The 15,369-nt window shown below is 53.2% G+C and carries 19 protein-coding genes; 11 read left to right on the forward strand and 8 right to left on the reverse strand.

Annotation, left to right across the window (positions count from 1 at the left end; translation table 11 throughout):
* Positions 1-81: 81 nt before the first annotated feature.
* The 4 genes from AC0QHF_RS16815 to AC0QHF_RS16830 are packed head-to-tail and all read left to right on the forward strand — an operon-like array spanning position 82 to position 3,363.
* Entirely contained in the window at positions 82-1,143 is a 1,062-nt protein-coding gene (locus AC0QHF_RS16815) for a potassium channel family protein (protein WP_324705384.1), read from the forward strand.
* Positions 1,140-2,720 (forward strand): ammonium transporter, encoded by a 1,581-nt coding sequence (locus AC0QHF_RS16820; RefSeq protein WP_324705385.1) that lies wholly within the window; start codon positions 1,140-1,142, stop codon positions 2,718-2,720. The genes AC0QHF_RS16815 and AC0QHF_RS16820 overlap by 4 nt, the downstream gene beginning before the upstream one ends.
* A complete protein-coding gene (locus AC0QHF_RS16825; RefSeq protein ID WP_324705386.1) occupies positions 2,717-2,917 on the forward strand; it encodes a hypothetical protein in 201 nt (66 codons plus the stop codon). Before AC0QHF_RS16820 ends, AC0QHF_RS16825 begins: the two co-directional genes overlap by 4 nt.
* Positions 2,918-2,976: 59 nt before the next feature.
* A complete protein-coding gene (locus tag AC0QHF_RS16830; protein WP_324705387.1) occupies positions 2,977-3,363 on the forward strand; it encodes a hypothetical protein in 387 nt (128 codons plus the stop codon).
* 25 nt (positions 3,364-3,388) lie between these two features.
* On the opposite strand, the gene AC0QHF_RS16835 is transcribed toward AC0QHF_RS16830, so the two are convergent.
* A complete protein-coding gene (locus AC0QHF_RS16835; RefSeq protein ID WP_324705388.1) occupies positions 3,389-4,384 on the reverse strand; it encodes a LysR family transcriptional regulator in 996 nt (331 codons plus the stop codon).
* 306 nt (positions 4,385-4,690) lie between these two features.
* Between AC0QHF_RS16835 and AC0QHF_RS16840 the strand changes: the two genes are divergently transcribed.
* From AC0QHF_RS16840 to AC0QHF_RS16850, 3 genes are all read left to right on the forward strand, one after another.
* Positions 4,691-5,152, forward strand: a complete 462-nt coding sequence (locus AC0QHF_RS16840) for an SRPBCC family protein (protein WP_324705389.1) — start codon at positions 4,691-4,693, stop codon at positions 5,150-5,152.
* Positions 5,136-5,324 carry a CPXCG motif-containing cysteine-rich protein gene (locus AC0QHF_RS16845; protein ID WP_324705390.1) on the forward strand — a complete coding sequence of 63 codons (189 nt, stop codon included), beginning with the start codon at positions 5,136-5,138 and terminating at the stop codon, positions 5,322-5,324. The genes AC0QHF_RS16840 and AC0QHF_RS16845 overlap by 17 nt, the downstream gene beginning before the upstream one ends.
* A gap of 269 nt (positions 5,325-5,593) precedes the next feature.
* Entirely contained in the window at positions 5,594-6,832 is a 1,239-nt protein-coding gene (locus AC0QHF_RS16850; RefSeq protein WP_324705391.1) for a permease, read from the forward strand.
* A 97-nt stretch (positions 6,833-6,929) separates the two neighbouring features.
* Here AC0QHF_RS16850 and AC0QHF_RS16855 read toward each other — a convergent pair whose 3' ends face one another.
* The 6 genes from AC0QHF_RS16855 to AC0QHF_RS16880 form a co-directional block, all read right to left on the reverse strand.
* Positions 6,930-7,265, reverse strand: a complete 336-nt coding sequence (locus AC0QHF_RS16855; RefSeq protein ID WP_324705392.1) for a DUF3082 domain-containing protein — start codon at positions 7,263-7,265, stop codon at positions 6,930-6,932.
* A gap of 31 nt (positions 7,266-7,296) precedes the next feature.
* Positions 7,297-8,238 (reverse strand): 4-(cytidine 5'-diphospho)-2-C-methyl-D-erythritol kinase, encoded by a 942-nt coding sequence (gene ispE / locus AC0QHF_RS16860; RefSeq protein WP_324705393.1) that lies wholly within the window; start codon positions 8,236-8,238, stop codon positions 7,297-7,299.
* A 44-nt stretch (positions 8,239-8,282) separates the two neighbouring features.
* Positions 8,283-9,179: a 16S rRNA (adenine(1518)-N(6)/adenine(1519)-N(6))-dimethyltransferase RsmA gene (gene rsmA / locus AC0QHF_RS16865; protein ID WP_324705394.1), complete on the reverse strand. Its 897-nt coding sequence runs from the start codon at positions 9,177-9,179 to the stop codon at positions 8,283-8,285.
* Between the two features lie 358 nt (positions 9,180-9,537).
* Positions 9,538-9,798, reverse strand: a complete 261-nt coding sequence (locus tag AC0QHF_RS16870) for a type II toxin-antitoxin system RelE family toxin (RefSeq protein WP_375341437.1) — start codon at positions 9,796-9,798, stop codon at positions 9,538-9,540.
* Positions 9,791-10,042, reverse strand: coding sequence for an antitoxin family protein (locus AC0QHF_RS16875; protein WP_324705395.1), 252 nt, complete (start codon positions 10,040-10,042; stop codon positions 9,791-9,793). The genes AC0QHF_RS16870 and AC0QHF_RS16875 overlap by 8 nt, the downstream gene beginning before the upstream one ends.
* 183 nt (positions 10,043-10,225) lie before the next feature.
* Positions 10,226-10,465, reverse strand: a complete 240-nt coding sequence (locus AC0QHF_RS16880) for a hypothetical protein (RefSeq protein WP_324705396.1) — start codon at positions 10,463-10,465, stop codon at positions 10,226-10,228.
* On the opposite strand from AC0QHF_RS16880, the gene AC0QHF_RS16885 reads away from it, so the two are divergent.
* Both AC0QHF_RS16885 and AC0QHF_RS16890 read left to right on the forward strand, forming a co-directional pair.
* Positions 10,455-11,396: a transcription initiation factor IIE subunit beta family protein gene (locus AC0QHF_RS16885; RefSeq protein WP_324705397.1), complete on the forward strand. Its 942-nt coding sequence runs from the start codon at positions 10,455-10,457 to the stop codon at positions 11,394-11,396. The two genes, AC0QHF_RS16880 and AC0QHF_RS16885, sit on opposite strands and share 11 nt — an antisense overlap.
* A 205-nt stretch (positions 11,397-11,601) precedes the next feature.
* Complete coding sequence (locus tag AC0QHF_RS16890) at positions 11,602-12,438, forward strand: Uma2 family endonuclease (RefSeq protein ID WP_324705398.1); 837 nt, start codon at positions 11,602-11,604, stop codon at positions 12,436-12,438.
* A 59-nt stretch (positions 12,439-12,497) separates the two neighbouring features.
* Here the strand turns inward: AC0QHF_RS16890 and AC0QHF_RS16895 are convergent, their stop codons facing one another.
* A complete protein-coding gene (locus AC0QHF_RS16895; protein ID WP_324705399.1) occupies positions 12,498-13,280 on the reverse strand; it encodes an MBL fold metallo-hydrolase in 783 nt (260 codons plus the stop codon).
* A 224-nt stretch (positions 13,281-13,504) separates the two neighbouring features.
* Here AC0QHF_RS16895 and AC0QHF_RS16900 point away from each other — a divergent pair, with 224 nt between their 5' ends.
* Together AC0QHF_RS16900 and rpsF are read left to right on the forward strand one after the other, a co-directional pair.
* Positions 13,505-14,731, forward strand: coding sequence for a hydrogenase (locus AC0QHF_RS16900; protein ID WP_324705400.1), 1,227 nt, complete (start codon positions 13,505-13,507; stop codon positions 14,729-14,731).
* Positions 14,732-14,994: 263 nt separating this feature from the next.
* The gene (gene rpsF / locus AC0QHF_RS16905; protein ID WP_324705401.1) at positions 14,995-15,333 is read left to right on the forward strand and encodes a 30S ribosomal protein S6; all 339 of its coding nucleotides are present in this window, start codon (positions 14,995-14,997) and stop codon (positions 15,331-15,333) included.
* Positions 15,334-15,369: the final 36 nt, after the last annotated feature.

The raw sequence follows: 15,369 nt of genomic DNA on the forward strand, positions 1-15,369 counted from the left end.
ATCGCCAAAAAGTAACCCCCGGCACTGTCCGAATTGTCCCAAATGTGCTAAGACTGGCGAGAATTCTCACCCGTCGGGACAATGCAAGGGTCAGCCAACCGCATCCTCACCGGAGTCATCTTTCTCGCCGCCACCATCGCCGTGGCAATCCTCGGCTATATCGGGTTCGGCTGGACTCCCCTGGAAGCCATTTACATGGTCGTGATCACCATTTTCGGCGTCGGCTACGGGGAAGTCAAACCCCTGGAAACGTCCTTCCAAAAAGTCTTCACCATCCTGGTGATTATCGCCGGAACCACTTCGGCGGTTTACATTGTCGGAGGATTCGTACAAATGATTACGGAGGGGGAAATCCACCGCGCCTTGGATACCCAGCGCAAACAGCGCAGCATCGCCAACCTGCAAAATCACGTCATTATTTGCGGCTTCGATCGCATGGGAAAAGTCTTGGCGGGCCAACTCGACCAAGCCAAACAACCCTTCGTGATTGTCGATAGCCGCGCCGAACAAATTGAAGTGGCGGAAGCCGCCGCCTATTTAACTTATCGGGGTGAAGAATCAGACGAAACCACCTTGGAAGCCGTGGGAATTGATAAAGCGGCGGCTTTGGTGACGGTTTTGCCCGACGATAAAGCCAACGTTTTTATCACCCTCACCGCCCGAGAATTGAACCCTAAACTAAAAATTTTGGCGCGGGGAGAACTGCCCTCGACGGAGGGAAAATTGCGGCTGGCGGGGGCCGATCATATCGTCTTGCCCGACACCATCAGCGCCATTCAAATGGCAAATTTGATTACCCGCCCCACCGGAATGGATTTTTTAAATCGGGCCGACGAACGCAGTTATTTAAACGAACTTCTCGCCAACGTGGAAGTGCAGATGGAAGAACTGAAAATCTCCGAATCTTCCCGGGCGATCGGTAAAACGGTGATGGAATTTCAAGTCCGAAGTCGGGGTGCATTTATCGTCATCGCGCTGCGGTTCGCCGACGGCCGCATCAAGTTTCACCCCCACCCCTCCCAAATGCTCGATCGCGGAGACACGTTGATCGTCATCGGCCACCGGGATAAGCTGCCAGAATTTGCCAATCAATACGGTTTGCAACGTTATTATATTTCTCGTCAAAGGATGCTGAATTCATGATCGATATCCTGTGGATGCTGCTGTGTTCCGGCCTCGTTTTTTTGATGCAAGCGGGGTTCATGTGTTTGGAATCTGGGATGACCCGATCCAAAAATAGTATCAATGTCGCCGTCAAAAATTTGGCGGATTTTGGGGTATCGGTGAGTTTGTTTTGGGCCTTCGGATATGCGCTGATGTTCGGCGCGTCGGCGGGGGGATGGTTCGGCACGTCTGGCTGGTTTCCCTCGTTGAACGATGACCCCAAATTGGCGGTATTTTTCCTGTTTCAAGCCATGTTTTGCGGCACGGCGACCACGATCGTTTCCGGCGCGACGGCCGAACGGCTGCGGTTTTTCGGCTATTTGGCGATCGCTGCCCTGGTGTCGGGGGTGATTTATCCCCTGTTCGGCCACTGGGTTTGGAACGATATTTTGCCGGGAAATTCGGGGGGTTGGCTGGGCAATTTGGGATTTATTGATTTCGCCGGATCGACCGTGGTGCACGCCGTCGGCGCCTGGTCGGGACTGGCCGCGATCGCGATCATCGGCCCCCGCAAAGGACGGTTTTCCCCCGGCAATTCCCACCGCATTCAGGGGGCAAATATGCCCTTTTCCGTGTTGGGGGCCCTGCTGCTGTGGTTCGGTTGGATCGGCTTCAACGGCGGCAGCACCCTGGCGTTGAATAACCAGGTGCCCGGCATCGTCGTGAATACGGTTCTGGCGGGTGTGGGGGGGATGATGATGGCGGCGGTCCTCAGCGGTGCCCAACATCGCACCATCCACGTCGAGGAGTTGATCAACGGTTCTCTGGCGGGTTTGGTGGCGATCACCGCCTGTTGCAACGCCGTGACGACTCCCCTGGCGGGGATCGTGGGGGCCACGGGTGCCGCGATCGCCCTTTTGGTGTCCCGACTCCTCGTCCGCCGGCAAATTGACGACGCGGTGGATGCCTTCGCGGTGCACGGCGGCGCCGGAATGTGGGGGGCGCTGTGCGTGGCGTTATTCGGACAATTGGATTTAATTGGAACGGGATTGAGTCGGGGGACGCAGGTTTTAATTCAGCTTTTTGGAGTCGGTGTCGTCGCCGTCTGGACCTTCGGCGTTGCCTGGGGTATTTTGACGGTTATCAACCGAGTTTCTCCCCTGCGAATTTCCCCGGAAGAGGAGGAAATGGGCCTCAATATTTCCGAACACCGGGCGAAAACGGAAACCTACGATTTATTTGAGGTGATGGATCGCCAAGCCAGCACCAACGATTTGAGTTTGCGGGTGCCGGTGGAACCGTTCACGGAAATCGGACATATCGCGGTTCGTTACAATCAAGTGATGGATGCGTTTGAACGGCGGCAGCGGGCGAGTGCGGAGGATTTGGAGCACATTTATTATGTGACGGCGGCTTTGGCGGCGGCGATCGAAAATAATAGTTTTCAGGCGGATAATTTGGGCTTGGAAGAAGTCGCCGATCGCTCCGACGAGTTGGGGGCGTTGGCGCGGGTGATTCTGAATTTGGTGGAAATCGTCCAGAAGCGCGATCGGGAACTGGCGGCGTTGAAGGGCGATTGCACAACGCTTTCATCTCAGCGATCGACTGAGATTTGAAGCGAATTGATGATTGGGTGAATGAAGAAATTCTAGACAATCTCAATCGCCTGAAAGAATTTAGCGATATAATTCGGTCGATCTTGAAAATTTTTCAATATAATAATGGCAAACAAAGGAGAGAGTTAGATGGAGGTGGAAAGTTTAATTTTGTCAACCAAAGAATTGATAATAATTCCAGCGATCGCCTGATTTGAAACAATTCTATCAATATCCGATCATGCTAGATTCGAGACAATTTTCGGAGGACTTTTAGATGACAAGCGAACAGCAAGAACTTTTATCCGAACTTTTGACAAATATGATGGAGACAACGCCGGATCTTGAAGACAACAAAAATTACGGCCAGGAGTATCTCGATCGCCTCAAATTAGCCGGCGAAAACTTCCTCAGCAAAGAGGAATTTGAAGTGGGGCAAATCGTCAAGTGGAAAACAGACTTGAAAAATCGAAAACTTCCCCGCCGGCACCAACCCGCGATCGTCATTTCGATACTAGATGAACCGATAACCAACCCCAACGACGAATCAGGCAGTCCCTATTTTCTCGAACCATTGGATATCGTTCTCGGCGTGATCACCGATGACGATAATTTTTTGACCTTCTACTATGACAGCCGCAGATTTGAACCCTATTCAACTTGAGGAAACCGGTCTGGTATTGCCCCCATCACCCGATCAAACATTTCAGACCGATTTCTTCCAACTCCGAATCCATCTCGGGGGGAATCAATTCGTGGACGAGTTTCCAGAAATATTCGATCGGGGGAATTTGGATGCGATCGCGGGTGGTGACGATCGCCACTTCCCGAGTCCAGGTGGATTCGGACCCACTAAAATAAGATGACCGAGAATTGCCGTTGGAATTGACCTCCGCCGCATCGATGCCCCGGATGGCTAGGGTCGGATCGGTGCGGGCCTCCACCAGGGCCGATCGCGGCAGCAGGGCGATCACTTCCCCCTGGCGGACGATCCCCCGAAACGCATCCAACGTATTCAACTCCAAAACCGCCTTCAATTCGGCGCCCGCCTGGGCGAATTTTTCCTGCACCAGCCGCTGCATCCCGTAGCCATCTTTAAACACCACCTGGGGATACCGGATTAACTCAGTCCAAGGGATGTGAGTATATCGCGCCAGGGGATGGTTTTTCGCCATCAACACTTCGATCGCTTCTTCGTAGAGAACATCCACCAACAGATCGACGCCGGTGGTAAACGAGCGGTTATTCATGACGATCGCCACGTCCACCAACCCATCTTTTAACACTTTCAGGGCGCGATCGCTCCCCAAGGCCGTCACCCGCAACTGCACTTCCGGGAAAGCGTAGCCGAACTTCCGCAACACCGGCGGCAAATAGGAGGCGCACAGGGAATGAATGGCGGCGACGCACAATTCGGGCTGTTCTCCCGCCAGCAAGGCGCTCAACTCTTCCCGGGCATTCTGCCAAGCCTGCCAGATTTTGCGGGCGTAGGGCCAAAATCGCTCCCCCCCCACGGTCAATTTCGCCTGGGCACTGCGGTGAAACAGCGGCAAACCGAGTTCCGCTTCGAGCCCCTGCACTTGCCGGCTGATGGTGGATTGTGTCACACTGCATTTGCGTGCCGCCTGCTGGAAACTCCCAGTTTCGGCGACACACAAAAAGGCTTGAAGCTGCTCTAGGCGCATAGACGTCTGTGGGATCGAGGTGGCAACGGTAGCATTCACCGATATTAGCCAATTTGCCGAAATAATTCGGTAAAAATCGATACCCATTTCGACACGTCAAGTCAATTGTAGGGTGTGTTCCCAACTCGGGCTGACCCGGTGGACCGACAATAGATGAGTGGGAACGCACCGTCCGAAAAATATCTGGCCCCCAAACCCCCAATTCTGGGGGCTTTAAGTCAATTGTAGTTACCGACTCGATACTAACTATCGATACCCATTTCGACACGTTAAGTTTAAATAGAGTCGATCCCGAATCCAGTTACCATGTTGCATTTCAAATATTCCTCCCTCATCGATGCCCCCGTCGAACTCGTTTGGGACTTCCACGCCCGATCCGATATCCTAGAATTGCTGACCCCACCGTGGCAACCCGTGGAAATCGTCCGCCGGGAGGGCGGTTTGGAGGTGGGGGCGGTGTCCGAATTTCGGATTTTCCTCGGCCCGGTGCCGGTGAAGTGGGTGGCGGTGCACACGGAGTGCGTCCCCGGGCGACTGTTTACCGACGAACAGCGGGAAGGCCCGATGGCGTCGTGGGTTCACCGACACCAGTTTTCCGAAGAAGACGGCCAGACGCGGCTGACGGATGCGATCGCCTTCAGTATACCCGGCGGCCCGGCGATCGACAATTGGCTGGGATGGTGGGTTTATTCCCGCCTCGAAGATATGTTCCGCTACCGCCACGAAGTCACCAAAACCGAATGCGAAAACCATGCAAAATACGGCTGAATACACCTGCGCCTACTGCGGGGAAGAAAATGTGACGTTTGTCGATTTCAGCGCCGGGGGACAGCAATCCTACGTCGAAGATTGTCAGGTTTGCTGCCGCCCTAACATCCTCTACATTCGCATCGATGAAGAGACGCTGGATGTCGAAATTGATACGGAATATGAAGGATGAACAATTGACAATTAAACTTTTTTGGGAGGGCGGATCGGGAAAAATTTCGATTCGCTCCTCCGAAAATCGTCGGACTCGAACTTTCTGATTATCAATAATTTGCCGTAAATTATCAATTATTATTTGAATTTGACCGTGTTGGGTTTCGTTCCAAGAACCCAACCTATGGTTTTAGATTGGTGTCGATATTAAGAGTTTATCTCTAAAGGCAGATGTGGGCGATCGCGCATTTCCGTAAAGTTGCTCTCAGACGAATTCAGTTATGTTAAATGAACGAAAGTGGATTTTGGAGTCAATACAGCGACGCCGTACTGACTTCGTTGAGTTTTTTCTGGAAAGCGCTGTGGGCGTTTATTCTCGGTTATATTATTAGCAGTGCCATTCAAGTCTTTGTCACCCGCGAACGTATGCAGCGGACGATGGGGGAGGCGGGAAAAAAGAGCATCGCCCTGGGAACGTTCTTCGGATTTATTTCCAGTTCGTGCAGTTTCGCCGCCCTGGCATCGACCAAATCATTATTTAAAAAAGGGGCAGGTTTTGTCCCCTCCCTGGCGTTTTTGTTAGCCTCCACAAACTTGGTGATAGAATTGGGATTTATTATCGCCATCTTCCTGGGCTGGCAGTTCGTCGTCGGGGAATATTTGGGGGGAATTATCCTGATTCTCTTGACGTGGCAGGTCGTCCGCTTCACCCGCCCAAAGGAATTGATTAAAAAGGTGCGGAGGCGGCTGAACGAAAAGGAAGGGACGGAAGAAAACCAACAGGATGTTCCCAATTGGAAAGAGAAAATTCAAAGCAAACAGGCTTGGAAAAAGGTCGCCAAAAAATATTTTATGGAGTGGAAGATGGTCTGGAAGGATGTTATCTTTGGTTTTACCATTGCGGGCATTATTTCAGCCTTCGTCCCCCGATCCTTTTTTCAGACACTATTCATTGGTTCCGGGCTGGATACCTCCCCCGGATTTTTTGCCATTTTGGAACATACCATCGTCGGCCCCGTGGCAGCATTTTTCACGTTTATCGGTTCGATGGGTAACATCCCCCTCGCCTCGATTTTATTCGCCAACGGGGTCAGTTTTGCGGGGGTGATGGCTTTTATTTTCAGCGATTTGGTGGTGTTTCCCGTCATTCGGATTAACGCCAAATATTACGGCTGGAAATTGGCGCTTTATATTGTGGGGGTGTTTTTCGCAGCATTGATCGGAACTTCCCTGCTTCTGCACTACGGTTTTTCCCTGTTCGGTTTGTTGCCGGAAGCGACGGGTCAGAGTGCGGCTCAAAGCGAACGGTTCGCGATCGACTATACCTTCTGGCTGAATCTCATTTTTCTGGCAATTACCGGCTTTCTCGCCTGGTTGAATTTCGGTCAGAAACGGGAAGAAGAAGGGCACGGCGGACATCACGACCACGGCAAAAAAACTGGAATTGTCGAGAAAATTATCTTTTATTTGGCACTGCTCAGTATTGTTTGGTTGGTCGGTGGCGGCATCGCGGCGGTTACGGTTTGAAGAGTTTGACAAAGAAACCGGGTTTCTATGGGAAGTTTGGGTGAGAAATTGAGAGGCTTCTAGAAACCCGGTTTCCCCACATCATCGACAGGTCTTTTTAAGACTCTTTTTGTCTCAGACGGACGAATAGAATTTGAACGCTCAACGCCAACAAACCCAAGGAAGCGATCGCAAATATTCCCGTCCCCAACGCGCAACCCCCCACCACCAGGGTGCGGACGGCGGCGGAAATTGAAATGGCGGTTTGGTTGTCGGAGGTGATGGGTTTGTTGGCGAAAGTGGTCGCGATGGAGGCGGTGAGGGAATAGAGGGCGATCGCAAATCCGCCGGAAATTAACCCCCCAATTATCGCCCGCAGCGGGTTGGCGGACGCCAGATCGGGGGCGGAATTATCGACCGTTTCGGGATTGGATTTGGATGGTTTTTCAGACATAATTTAATTTCCGATATTCTGCAATTTTACATCAAGCCAAATGGATGCCGTTGGGGACAAATTGAGCCGTCCAAAATGCCAGATCCGGGTCTGCCATTTGACCGCGAACGGCCCCCAAAACGCGATCGGCTTCGGTTTGATTTGCCACCAGGGCGAACACCGTCGGCCCGGAACCGGACATCATCGTTCCCAGCACGTTTTGGGCGGCAAAGGCATCTCGTAGGGCTTGAATTTGGGGATATTCGGGGAGGGCGACTTTCTCTAAATCATTGTGCAACAACCGGCCGATTTTTGCCCCGTCCCGCTTCACGATCGCCGAAACCATCGATCCGGAATGGACGCGATCGTGCCGACTTTGCAGGTCTTGGGGGGCGGAAACGTAGGTGTGACCGAATTGCTGGCGGTAGGTTTTGTACGCCCAAGGTGTGGAAATTGCCAAGTTTTTATATTTCGCCAACACCACATACAAATGATCTAAATTCATCAGCGGGGAAAGCACCTCTCCCCGCCCCGTTGCCAAAGCAGTCCCCCCGGAAATGCAAAAGGGAACGTCCGAACCAATTTGGGCGGCGAAGGTTTGCAATTCTCCCTGAGTCAAACCGAGATCCCACATCAAATCTAACCCCACAAAAACGGCGGCGGCGTCCGTGGACCCCCCGGCGAGTCCGGCGGCGGCGGGAATTTGTTTGTGAATGTCGATTTCGATGCCCCCGTGGCGGGCCATCATGTCGGGAAATTGGTCCACCATCAGGGCGGCGGCGCGGTAGGCTAAGTTGGTGCGATCGCTCGGAATGGTGGGATCGTTGCAGCGAATGGTTATCGCGTCGATACCGATGGGGTTGATGGTGACGCGATCGCTCAAACTGATACTTTGCAAAACCATCGCCAACTCGTGGAAACCGTCGGCGCGATCGCCGATAATTTCCAAGTATAAATTAATTTTCGCCGGGGCAATCAGGGAGTAAGAACGCATTGGGTAATTTCAGATTGTAGGGGCGCAAGGCTTGCGCCCTCATTTTATATGTCAGATTCCTCCTGGTTTTCCTGGGGCTTCTCGCCGACTTCCGCCGAGTCTTCGCCGTCGGGCGGCGGTGGGCTGGAAAATAACAGGTTGCTCAGGTTGACCCACTGTTCCACACCGAGATCTTCGGCGCGAACTTGGGGGTTAATCTCTAATTGTTCCAGGAATTGGGTCAGGCGATCGCGATCGACCCGACTTTTTAAATTATTTCGTAACATTTTCCGGCGGCTGGAAAACCCCTGTTTCACCAACCGATCCAAAAATTGCGGGTCGAGGGCGGGGGTGGCGATGGGGCGCGGACGCAGCCTGACGACGGCGGAATCGACCTTGGGGGGCGGATAGAAGGCTTTGGCGGGGACGTGGCAGATCCACTCGCATTCGGCGAGGTACTGCACCCGCACCGACAGGCCCCCGAAGGCTTTGGAACTGGGGCGGGCACAGATGCGATCGCCCACTTCCTTCTGGACCAACAGCACGATCGCCTCGAAGGGCTCCGGGTTCGGTGCGGCGATCGTTCCCAGCAGTCGCTCCAAAATCGGCCCGGTAATATTATAGGGGATATTGGCGACGACTTTATTGGGATTTTGAAATGGGGGAAAATTCGCCAAATTGGCATCGAGATCTAAATCCAAAATATCCCCTTGCAGCAGCAGGAAATTCTCGCGATTTCCGAATTTTTTCACCAGCCGCCCGCACAGATCCCGGTCAATTTCCACCGCCACCACCGCCCCGGCCTCGGCCAGCAGGCGATCGCTGAGAATGCCCGTCCCCGGCCCGATTTCCAGGATGCGATCGTCTTTGCACAGATCGGCGGCTTTGAGAATGCGATCGAGGGCGGCGGGGCTGCGAAGCCAGTGCTGGGCGAATCGTTTGCGGGGTTGGGGGGAGGGCATGGGGGAAATTGAGAATTGATAATTGATAATTGTTAACTATCGCGGATCGCTTGTCAATTTGAAATTTCCGGGCAAGCGCAGAGGCTTGCCCCTACAACTCTTATTATCTGTATTATCTGTGGGGGCAACCTTATAGGGTTGTCACCATTTCAAATTTCCGGGCAAGCGCAGAGGCTTGCCCCTACCATTCTTATGATCTCTCGCTTGCAGTGTAATTGTCATCATTTTGGGGTGAATACTCGAGTTGGAAGTCAATTATAGGCGATCGCACCCCCTGTGTTTTTGGGAGGATGCGATCGCGGATCGATCCAGAAGATTTTTCAAATTGCGATCGTACTCCCGTCCGATTCCAGAAAATTTATTGATAAGCTTCACCCCGATGAACGATCAAACTAACAATGACTTTATTTTTATCATCATCAATCTGATAAATAACACGATAATCACCGATTCGATATCGATACCGACCGGAAAGACTCCCTTTGAGCGATTTAATATTGGGATGACTTCGGGGTGTTTGTTCCAGAACTTCTAAGCATCGGGCAATTTTGCGAGCCAGAGGACGATTGGCTGATGAATAAAACTTTTCGGCTTTCCGTGTCAACAGAACTTTATACATCTTTGCGAACGTCTCGCCAGTCTGTCAATTTATCCTCGGCAATATCTCGCTCGGCTTCTTCTAAAGCACCGCTAAAACCGGGAATAGCCAATAATTCTTGGGTGGCTGTTTCTTCACTGTCTTCCTCCTGGATAAAGTCATTGGCAGTGATAATCACTTGGACTGGCGTTCCTTCGGGCAAGTCTAGCGGCTGCATGAGTCGTAACGTCCCTTGCTCATAAATTGCTTGCAGTGTAATTGTCATCGCTTGGGGTTGAATATGAAAGTTATCTGAAGTTAATTATAACCGATCGCGCTACTCTCAACGAAAGCGATCGCACCCCCTGTGTTTTTGGGAGGATGCGATCGCAAGAGATGAAGCCGGACGAGAATTATCCTCAGCCTGGATTGCTTGAGAAAGAATCCAGGTGAGTTAGTCAAACCTCTGTTAGAAAAGAAAATCAGGCGTGTAATCGGCAAACATGGGATCGCCAGCCCAATCCAGCATGGGAGAACCCCACATATCGACCTGAACTAAGTGGGAAGCTCCTTCACTCCAGTCTACCAAGAAATCGTCACCGGCATAGTTCGGATCTCCAGGATAGTAAGAAAAAGGTTCAAACGTCCACTGATCGTAGGCATTATAGGAGCCATCCCACTGAAGAATTGGATCGATCTTGGCTTCCAAACTGCTGCGGGAGGTGGCGGGAGACTTCGATCGCGTCATTTGGCGGAGTCTCGATTGCACCCCACCTTTAATTGATATTCTTTCACAACTGATTGCATTTCTATCAGCGGATGGAACAACCTCATCGAACTTCCATCAAAGCTGTGAGTCTGTAAAGGCAGCGATCGCGCTCAGAGTGCGATCGCTGCCTCACACCGTCCCGGAAAATTCCCCCCCAGACGGCAATCCCGACTGTCTCAATGAAGGACTGCGAGAATTGATCGACTGCTTGCAACGGCAGCGTTGTTTGCTGATCTTCGACAGATGGGCCAGCCTGTTTGCCGAATGCGCCTTTGCCGGAACCTATCGTTCAGAATGTCGGGGGTACAGCGAACTCCTGCACCAAGTGGCGACATTACCCCATCAAAGTTGTATCGTTCTCACCAGTGCGGTCGTGCCAAAAGCGATCGCCACACTTTCCGGCTCTCAGCGACCCGTCCGCGCATTCAAACTTTCCGGTTTGCATGAGGATGCCAAATATTTACTTCAAGATAAAGGTCTTTGGGAAACGGAGCGATATTCCGATTTAATTGCCGCCTACGGTGGCAATCCCCTGGCGCTACAAATTGTCTCCACCACAATCTGGGAAATGTTCGGGGGTCAAATTTCCGAGTTTTTGAAATATGATTGGTTTGTGGGAGACTACGACGATCGCATCGCCCGACACTTTCGGCAACTGACTGATTCGGAATGGGCAATCCTGAATTACCTGAAAAAGAAACCGCAACCCGTCACTTTGATCGAGATCGCGTCAACCTGCGAAACCGACCAAGAATTACAGGCTCTAGAATCGCTCCAACGGCGATCGCTGGTGAAACAGATTCGCCAAAATAATCAAGTGAAATATACCGTACCCAACCTGGTGAGACACTGCGCGATCGCACAGGATTAATCAAAATCCTCTGTAATGGCAATCGTCTCGGGTTGCCACCATTTGAAATTCCCGGGCAAGCGCAGAGGCTTGCCCCTACCATTCTTATTATCTGTGGGGGCAACCTTATAGGGTTGCCCAAATAACATTCAATCAGTAGTTGCCACAATCCGATTGAATCAAATGCTATACTTTTCCCATATCTTGCGATGAGAAACCATTTGCCATGACCATCGCCAAATCTTCCGAACTCGGAATTACCTCACTCCCGGATCACACCCAACTCCCCGACTCCGATGGTACGTTCGTGAAAAACTTTCAGGAGCACCCCCAGAGTATTTTACTCACCGATTCCATTCAACCGACACTTGATCGCCTCCATCCGGACGGACAATATGCGATCGGACAAGATTGCGGCATCTACTGGCGGATGACGGAACCCCCGGAAAAAGGGGCGGAATGTCCCGACTGGTTTTATGTTCCCGAGGTCCCCCCCACCCTGGAGGGACAGGTGAGGCGTTCTTACGTCCTTTGGCAGGAATTTATTCCCCCGTTAATTGCCATCGAATTTGTTTCCGGGGACGGTTCGGAAGAGCGCGATCGCACCCCCCTGGCTCAACTCTCAAAAACCCGCCAAAAACCGGGGAAATTTTGGGTGTACGAACGGATCATCCGTCCGGCTTTTTATGCCATCTATGAAGTGCAGAAATCCAGTGTCGAGGTGTATCATTTAGTTGAAAATCACTATGAATTGATCTCCCCCAACGAGCGAGAGCATTATCCGATTCCCCAAATGGGTGTCGAGTTGGGAATTTGGCGGGGACGCTACGGCAATTTGGAGTTGCCTTGGTTGCGGTGGTGGGACAGTGAAGGAAACTTGTTATTGACGGGAGACGAACGGGCTATAATTGAACGACAGCGGGCCGAACGAGAACAACAGCGGGCCGAACGAGAGCAACGGCGGGCCGAACAAGCCGAACAGGAGTTGCAGCAGGAACGACAGCGGGCCGAACGATTGGCGGAATTGCTGCGATCGCGGGGCATCGATCCGGAAGAATTGTAAACGATTTCGGAGGGCGCAAACCTTGCGCCCCTACGGTGTCGAAATTCCGCACCTCGATTTTATGCGACCGACGTTTCCCGCCGTTCCAACTCCACTTCAAACCGTTCGCCCGGTTGGGGTTTGAGTACCCGCGTCGGGAGATTTTTTCGGGCGAGGGAAGAGCGAAAATCTTCGACATTTCCCACCGCTTTTAATGCGGAAATCAACAACCCTTCGTAGGTGACATCCCCGGCTTCCGCCGTCGGCAACATCACCTGGGGGCGCACCCGTTCCGCCAGTTCCAAAGCGGATTTAGTGCCTTGGATGATGGAGCCGACCAGGGGTAATTTTAAATCGACAATGGGGGTAATTACTACGTCGATAGGCGCCAACTCGTCGAGGGCGGATGAGTGGTAGCCGTGGGGTTCGTAGTAGAGGCTATAATTGGTATCACGATCGCGGATAACGTAGCCATTTTCCACCAACATCGGGCCGATGGGGGAACCGGGGACGGCGCGAATTTCGACGCGATCGCCCAACTGAAATGTCGCCCCGTGAGCCAGTGCGGTGACTTGGGTATAGCCGAGATCTCGGGCGACTTGGGCGGCGTTGGGAGACGCCACGACCGGAATGTTTTTGTCGAGTTGTTTCAACGTGGGGGTGTGGGCGTGATCCTCCAACCCCTGGGAGAGTAAAATGATATCGATGCGATCGGGAATGGGGCGGGGGGCGTGTTTTTCTCCCTTGAACAACCAGGGCAAATTCCCGAATACCAGAGAGCCGACGAGCCAGGGATCGACGAGGATTCGCTTTTCACCTATCTCGAATAGCCAAGAATTACTGTCCAACCAAGTAAAATACATAAAGGATGATTGCGGATGACATCATCTTTTATTGTGACATCCCGTCGCGACAATATCGATCGCCCCCCGGACGCGACGATTTTTTTGTCTTCCGGTCGCCCCCCGAGCATCTATAATCGGCAAGTGAGCCGATCCCGACCGCAACGGGATGTCATTTTCATCGAGAGTGACGAGTCGCGGTGCATCCGAGTGCCGATTGTCGATAGTTTATGGAGGGGACGCCGATGGAACCAACGAACGATAACTTACAACAACAGCTCAAGAGTTTGTCCGATCGCCATTCTCAACTCGGACAGGAGTTATCCCAAGCCGCAGTCGCCCTCGAAGCGTTCGGGACGCCCATCGGCGAACCGATGCTGCAAGCCCTGGTCAAATACAACCGCGATTTTGCCGGCGTACAACAGAAATTGCAAAGTCTGGGAGAGCCCACCGCAGGGCAGGCCACATCCGTCGCCGCCCTGGAGCGGTTATGCCAAACCGTCGGTCGTCCCCCCGGCGACCCCGCCTCCGAAAAAGCGATCGCCCTTCTCGACCGGGTTCTCAGCCTCACCCACGGCGACCAACCGGACTTCGCCCCCCTGCAAAAAGCCCGGGAACAGGCCCGCCAACTCAAACAAAAACTGGCGATCGCACCCGCCCCGGAAGCCCGGGAGTTGGCCGACAACCGCCACCCCCTCGCCGTCCTCCTCACCCTGATCGACAGTGCGGACACCCTCGATGACGAACGGTGGGCGACCCTGGCCGAAACCGTCGAAACGGCCTTCGGGAAAGCTTTGGCCGTCGCCATTTCCCGGGGTAAAATCGCCCCCCCCTCAGCCCCTCCCGAGTCCGAAGCCCCCCCCGTCGAACGGAAAACCGTCAACCCGGATCTCGTCATTTTGGAAGAACCGGGCAGCACCGCCACACCCCCGGACGTGATCATCGTCCCCAGCGTGGAGATCCCCCAAAAACCCCCCACCATCGACGGCAAACATATCGTCTTCGGCAATGTCCCCATCGCCGGGAAGGCGACAGATCCGGCCCCAACCGGGCTGGCATCCGTGGGGTTGCGAGTCAGAGTCCACCTGCATGGATTGGGCGATCGCGACTTTGGCGCCCGGGAATATGCCGGAACCCGGGGACAGGGGCGGCGCCTGGAAGCCTTCCAAATCGCGATCGATCCCCCCGTACCCGGCTTGGAGGTGCGGTACATGGCCTACATTTCCGGAGTGGGAGATACCCCCAAAGTCTCCGGCGGCCAGCGGGTCGGGGAACCGGGCAAAAATCGCCAGATCGAGGGATTTGGCATCGAACTCGCCGGCCCCCAAGCCGCCAATTACGATATCTGCTACAACGCCCACATCCAAAATAAAGGCGATGTCCCCGTCTGCGCCAACGGCCAATACTGCGGCACCCGAGGTCAATCGCTCCGGGTCGAGGGGATCAAGGTTTGGGTGCAGCCGAAACGGTAGTTGGAGTGGGGAATAGGGAATAGGGAATAGGGAATAGGGAATAGGGAATAGGGAATAGGGAATAGGTAATAGAGAGAACAGAGAACAGAGAACAGAGAATAGGGGTACTCCTTGCTGCTCACTCCGCCCTCAACGGGGAATCTGCAATCAGGGCGCAAGCCAGGGGCCCCTACGATTGAAAATTTCCCCACCGAATTGGTGTACAATGGATAGTTCCTTGCTTCCGTGCGGAAGCCTGAATGGTCCACAAGGAGAATCATTGTATGAAATCGTTCGTCTACGAAACCATGTACATCCTGCGCCCCGACTTGAATGAGGAGCAGGTCGAAGCTGCGATCGGCAAATATCAGGATATCCTCCGGGAACACGGCGCCCAAAATTTGGAAGTCCAACACCTCGGCAAGCGCCGTCTGGCTTACGAAATCGCCAACCACCGCGAGGGCATCTACATCCAGATGAACTACGAAGGGGGCGACAGCAAGCAGATCGCGGTCATGGAACGGGCGATGCGGATCAGTGATGACGTGATTCGCTATCTGACGTTGAAAGAAGATGTCGCCGCGGTTCAAGCCGAACCGGAACCGGAAGCCCAGGGAGTTTAGTCCCCCGGCGATCGCAGCCTCTCAACCCGTACCGCG

It is taken from the genome of Lyngbya sp. CCY1209, assembly GCF_055795065.1.